Genomic DNA, 4,583 nt, shown 5'->3' on the forward strand with positions numbered 1-4,583 from the left:
CCCCGGGGGGGGGGGGGGGGGGGGGGGGGGGGGGGGGGGCCTCCGCGCAGACGGTGAGAGACGGACTCGCGGAGACTCCCCCTCACCCGGATTGCATCTGCGATGCAATCCGGCCTCTCCCCGCAAGCGGGGAGAGGCGAAGAATCCTCACGCCGCGGCCACGGTCAGATTCGCACCGTCCACCTGCACCACCTTCACCCGCGTTCCGGCCGGCGTATCCGGACCTGCGACGCGCCAGACGGTGTCGCCGATCCGCATGGTGCCGCTGCCATCGACGATTGGCTTCTCCAGCGTGAACTCGCGCCCGAGCAGCGCATCGGCGCGCTTGTTGAGGAACGGACTGGCGCTCGCATCCGGCTTCGGCCGCGCAAGCCGACGCCACACCGGCACGGCGGCAGCGGCAAACACTGCGAACATCACGAGCTGGATCTGCCACGACAGGACGACCGTGAACGAGATCAGGCCGACGAGCAGCGCAGCGAGCCCGAGCCAGAACAGGAAGACACCCGGCGCGAGCACCTCCAGCGCCATCAGGATGAAGCCGAAGATCAGCCAGTTCCAGGTGCCGAGCGATACGAACATGTCGGTCATGACACGACCTTCTATCATGATGCATGCCCCTGCCTGAAGGGACATGCGCAAGTGACTATCCCTGCCGCGGCGGCACCGCCGGCGGCGTGCTGCCGGTCGGCGGCACCGAGCCCGGGCGGCGCGCGGCGGCGGCCGCGGAGGCCGCGCTTTCGCCGAACGTCGCCTTGGCGATCTCGCCGATGCCGGCGAGCGAGCCCAGCATGCTGGTCGCTTCGATCGGCAGCATGATGATCTTCTGGTTCGGCGCGTCGGCGAACTGGCCGAACGCCTTGATGTACTTGTCGGCGATGAAATAGTTCAACGCAGCGACGTCCCCCTTGGAGATGGCTTCACTGACCATCTGCGTCGCCTTGGCCTCGGCCTCCGCGGACCGTTCGCGGGCCTCGGCGTCGCGGAACGCAGCTTCCTTGCGGCCTTCGGCCTGCAGGATCTGGCCCTGCTTGGCGCCCTCGGCGCGCAGGATCTCGGACTGACGCTGGCCTTCGGCGGCGAGAATGTCGGCGCGCTTGACGCGCTCGGCCTTCATCTGCCGGCCCATGGCCTCGACGAGGTCGGCCGGCGGCACGATATCCTTGATCTCGATGCGGTTGACCTTCAGGCCCCAGGGCGAGACCGCGGCATCGACCACGCGCAGGAGGCGCTCGTTGATCTCGTCGCGATGCGACAGCACCTGGTCCAGATCCATGGCGCCCATCACCGAGCGGATGTTGGTCATGGTCAGGACCGTGATGGCTTGCGTCAGGTTGGAGACCTCGTAGCTCGCTTTCGCCGCATCGAACACCTGGTAGAAGGCAACGCCGTCCACCGTCACGGTGGCATTGTCCTTGGTGATGACCTCCTGCTCGGGGATGTCGATCACCTGCTCCATCATGTTGATCTTGCGCCCGACGCGATCGAAATAAGGCACAATCAAATTGAGCCCGGGGCTCAGCGTCTGCGTGTATTTGCCGAACCGCTCGATGGTCCAGTCATAGCCCTGCGGCACCGTCTTCACGCCGGCAACCAGCGTGACGATGACGAGCAACACCAGAACAATCGCGAAAATGTCGAAACCGCTCATAGCTCCTCCAAGGCGGGAAAGAAGCCGGGAAAAGCCCTTTCCCGCGCTGTCATTGGTCGGGATCACGACCTTACCGGTTCAGCGGTCGCAAGTAACGTCGGTATCGGCGCAATTCTGCACAAGGCGCCGCGAGAGGAAACGGTCACGAATATGTATTTTGCACAAGGCTCTTGAAAGCGAGCAGACGCAGACCTAGCGGCAAGGGTCAAGAATTGCGCCGTCACCGCGAGCTCTATTCAATGACGTCGTTCGCGATTGCGAGCAGACCCGAGGCAAGCGTGATGCCAAGCGCCTTGGCCGTTTTCAGGTTAACCGTGAGCTCGAACTTGGTGGGGTTCTGCACTGGCAGGTCGGCTGGCCGCGCCCCCTTCAGGATGCGATCGATATAGTCCGCGGCACGGCGGAGCTGCTCGGCGCTGTCGGTGCTGTAGGACATCAGCCCGCCCTCGTCGACGAAGGTGCGGCTCCAGAACACGGCCGGCGCGCGCGCCTGCGCGATCGCCGCCAGAAGCTGGCCGCGATTGGCCATGGTGAAGAAGTCCGGCAGAATCAGAAAGCCACCGTCCCTTCGCGAAGCCAGCACTGCGATGGAGGCCGCGTCATTCACCGGCGCGGGCTCGACCGTCATCCGGAGCGTCCGCGCGGCGTCCTCGATGGTGCGCAGCATCAGGGGTGCGAAGGGCGCGGTGGCGGGATTGTAGACGACGAAGGCACGGGAGACCTTCGGCGTGACCTGCGTCAGCATCTCCAGCCATTTGCCGGCCAGCGGGCCGTCGTAATCGGTGAAACCGGTGACGTTGCCGCCGGGATGGGCTAGGTTTTCGACAAAGCCCTGACTGACGGGATCGGTGACGACGGCGAACACGATCGGGATGGTCGTGGTGCGGCGGCGCAGCTCCTCGACCGAGGGCGTTCCGAGCGCGAGGAGGACGTCTGGCTTGAGCGCGATCAACTCGTCGGCGAGCCGCGCGATGCGGGCGCGGTCGCCGCCGCCGCTGCGCCAGTCGATCTCGAGGTTGTCGCGCTTTTTCCAGCCGAGGCCGGCGAGCGCCTCGGCCAGGCGAGCCTGGCCGATCACATCATCGGAGGCGATGACCGAGAGCACACCGAGCCGGCGCACCGCGCGCGGCTGCTGCGCCAGGACCGGGACCGGCAGCACCGCGATCGTCCCAAGAAGCGCCAGACACTCACGGCGGTTCACGGGGCGCCCATCAGATCCAGCCCTGAAGCTCGCGCAGCACCAGGGTGCGGATCACGTCCATGCCGGGCTCGCTGTCGTTGAGGCAGGGGATCGCGGAAAACTCTTCGCCGCCATTGTGCTTGAAGATCTCAGCATTCTCCTGCGCGATCTCCTCCAGCGTCTCCAGGCAATCGGCGGAAAAGCCCGGCGTCACCACTGCGATACGGCGCACGCCTTCCTTCGCAAGCCGCTCCATGGTCTTGTCGGTATAGGGCTGAAGCCACTCGGCATTGCCGAAGCGCGACTGGAAGGTCAGCAGCAGTTTCGTTTCGTCCATGCCGAGCCGGCGACGCAGCGCCGCGGTGGTGGCGATGCAGTGCTGCTGATAGGGATCGCCTTTCTCGACATAGGATTTCGGCATGCCGTGGAAGGACGCTACGATCAGCTCGGGCTTGAAGGACAGCGTCGCCAGATGCGTCTCGATCGAGACGGCGAGCGCCTCGATATAGGCGGCGTCCTCGTAATAAGGCGGCGTCACCCGCAGCGTCGGCTGGTTGCGCAATTGGGCAAGCACGCGGAACACTTCGTCGCAGACGGTCGCCGAGGTCGAGGCGGAGTATTGCGGATAGAGCGGAACGGCCAGGATGCGCTCGCAGCCTTTCGCGATCAGCGCATCGATGCCCGACTTGATCGAGGGATTGCCGTAACGCATCGCCCAGTCGACCACGACGTGGGCGTGGTCGGACAGCAAGGCCGCGAGCTTGTCGGCTTGCGACCGCGTGATGGTCTTCAGCGGCGACTCGTTCCTCTCCGTGTTCCAGATCTTCTGGTAGTCCAGCGCCTTGGTGCGGGGGCGGCTGCGCAGGATGATCCCGTTCAGCACGACCTTCCAGATCAGTCCCTGGTCCTCGATGACGCGGGCATCACTGAGGAACTCCTTCAGATAGACCCGCACGCCCGGCGCATCCGCCGTGTCGGGTGTTCCGAGATTGATCAGGAGCACGCCAACGCGCGGCAAGGCGGATTGGGCGACCGGTCTTCCGGTCTCGATGGGGACGACGCTGGTCATGGCTCTGTGGGTCGCGCGTTGGTCCGAACTTGTCAAGATGAGGCCGGTTTCGCTAGGGTCGCAGCCAGGCCGGGGAGCGACGATGACACTCGCGGAATGGTGCGTCCTAGGAGCGCTGCTGCTCTATCTGTCAACGATCGCCGCGATCAAATGGATCAGGTTTGGCCGCTTCGACAATTCCCGGCCGCGCGATCCCGCCTTCTATGAGGACGCCCTGTCGCAGCGCGCGCTCGGCGCCCACCAGAACGGCATCGAGACCTTCCCGTTCTTCGCCTTCGCGGTCCTGCTCGCCGAATACCGGGATTCGCCGCAGCGGCTGATCGACGAGCTCGCGGCACTGTTTCTGATCGTGCGGATCGCCTATGTGCTGACCTATCTCGGCAACCGCCCGACGCTGCGCTCGATCCTCTGGAGCATCGGCTTTGCGATCAATCTCGGGATCTTCTTCATGCCGGCGTTGAAGCAATTTCTGCCTGTGTGAGGTTTGTGACCGTAGCCCGGATGGAGCAAAGCGTAATCCGGGGGTCTTTTCACGGCGACTCTGTCCCGGATTGCGCTTCGCTCCATCCGGGCGACGAGACCTTCGCCTAGAGCGTATTCGGTTCTGATTGAATCAGAACCGAAGCTCTAGATTGTTGTTTTGACGCGTTTTCTTCACGCGAACCGGTGTCCACTTCGCTCGA

Annotated in this window: 5 protein-coding genes; 1 reads left to right on the forward strand and 4 read right to left on the reverse strand. The window is 64.6% G+C overall.

The window, feature by feature from the left end; genetic code table 11:
* Positions 1–147: 147 nt before the first annotated feature.
* The 4 genes from UNPF46_RS36675 to hemH all read right to left on the reverse strand — a co-directional run bounded on the left by UNPF46_RS36675 (position 148) and on the right by hemH (position 3,900).
* Positions 148–591, reverse strand: coding sequence for an NfeD family protein (locus UNPF46_RS36675; protein ID WP_100175938.1), 444 nt, complete (start codon positions 589–591; stop codon positions 148–150).
* 55 nt (positions 592–646) lie between these two features.
* Positions 647–1,651, reverse strand: coding sequence for an SPFH domain-containing protein (locus UNPF46_RS36680; RefSeq protein ID WP_142253277.1), 1,005 nt, complete (start codon positions 1,649–1,651; stop codon positions 647–649).
* Positions 1,652–1,883: 232 nt separating this feature from the next.
* Positions 1,884–2,852 carry an ABC transporter substrate-binding protein gene (locus UNPF46_RS36685; RefSeq protein ID WP_142253278.1) on the reverse strand — a complete coding sequence of 323 codons (969 nt, stop codon included), beginning with the start codon at positions 2,850–2,852 and terminating at the stop codon, positions 1,884–1,886.
* Positions 2,853–2,862: 10 nt separating this feature from the next.
* A complete protein-coding gene (gene hemH / locus UNPF46_RS36690) occupies positions 2,863–3,900 on the reverse strand; it encodes a ferrochelatase (protein ID WP_142253279.1) in 1,038 nt (345 codons plus the stop codon).
* An 82-nt stretch (positions 3,901–3,982) separates the two neighbouring features.
* On the opposite strand from hemH, the gene UNPF46_RS36695 reads away from it, so the two are divergent.
* Entirely contained in the window at positions 3,983–4,381 is a 399-nt protein-coding gene (locus tag UNPF46_RS36695) for an MAPEG family protein (RefSeq protein ID WP_100175942.1), read from the forward strand.
* The last annotated feature ends 202 nt before the right edge of the window (positions 4,382–4,583 follow it).

The sequence above is a fragment of the Bradyrhizobium sp. UNPF46 genome (genome assembly GCF_006658625.1).
GTDB lineage: Bacteria > Pseudomonadota > Alphaproteobacteria > Rhizobiales > Xanthobacteraceae > Bradyrhizobium > Bradyrhizobium nitroreducens.

Coding starts and splice junctions, on each gene's coding strand:
- UNPF46_RS36675 (WP_100175938.1), bottom strand. CDS start 591: ATGACCGACATGTTCGTATCGCTCGGCACCTGGAACTGGCTGATCTTC.
- UNPF46_RS36680 (WP_142253277.1), bottom strand. CDS start 1,651: ATGAGCGGTTTCGACATTTTCGCGATTGTTCTGGTGTTGCTCGTCATC.
- hemH (WP_142253279.1), bottom strand. CDS start 3,900: ATGACCAGCGTCGTCCCCATCGAGACCGGAAGACCGGTCGCCCAATCC.
- UNPF46_RS36695 (WP_100175942.1), top strand. CDS start 3,983: ATGACACTCGCGGAATGGTGCGTCCTAGGAGCGCTGCTGCTCTATCTG.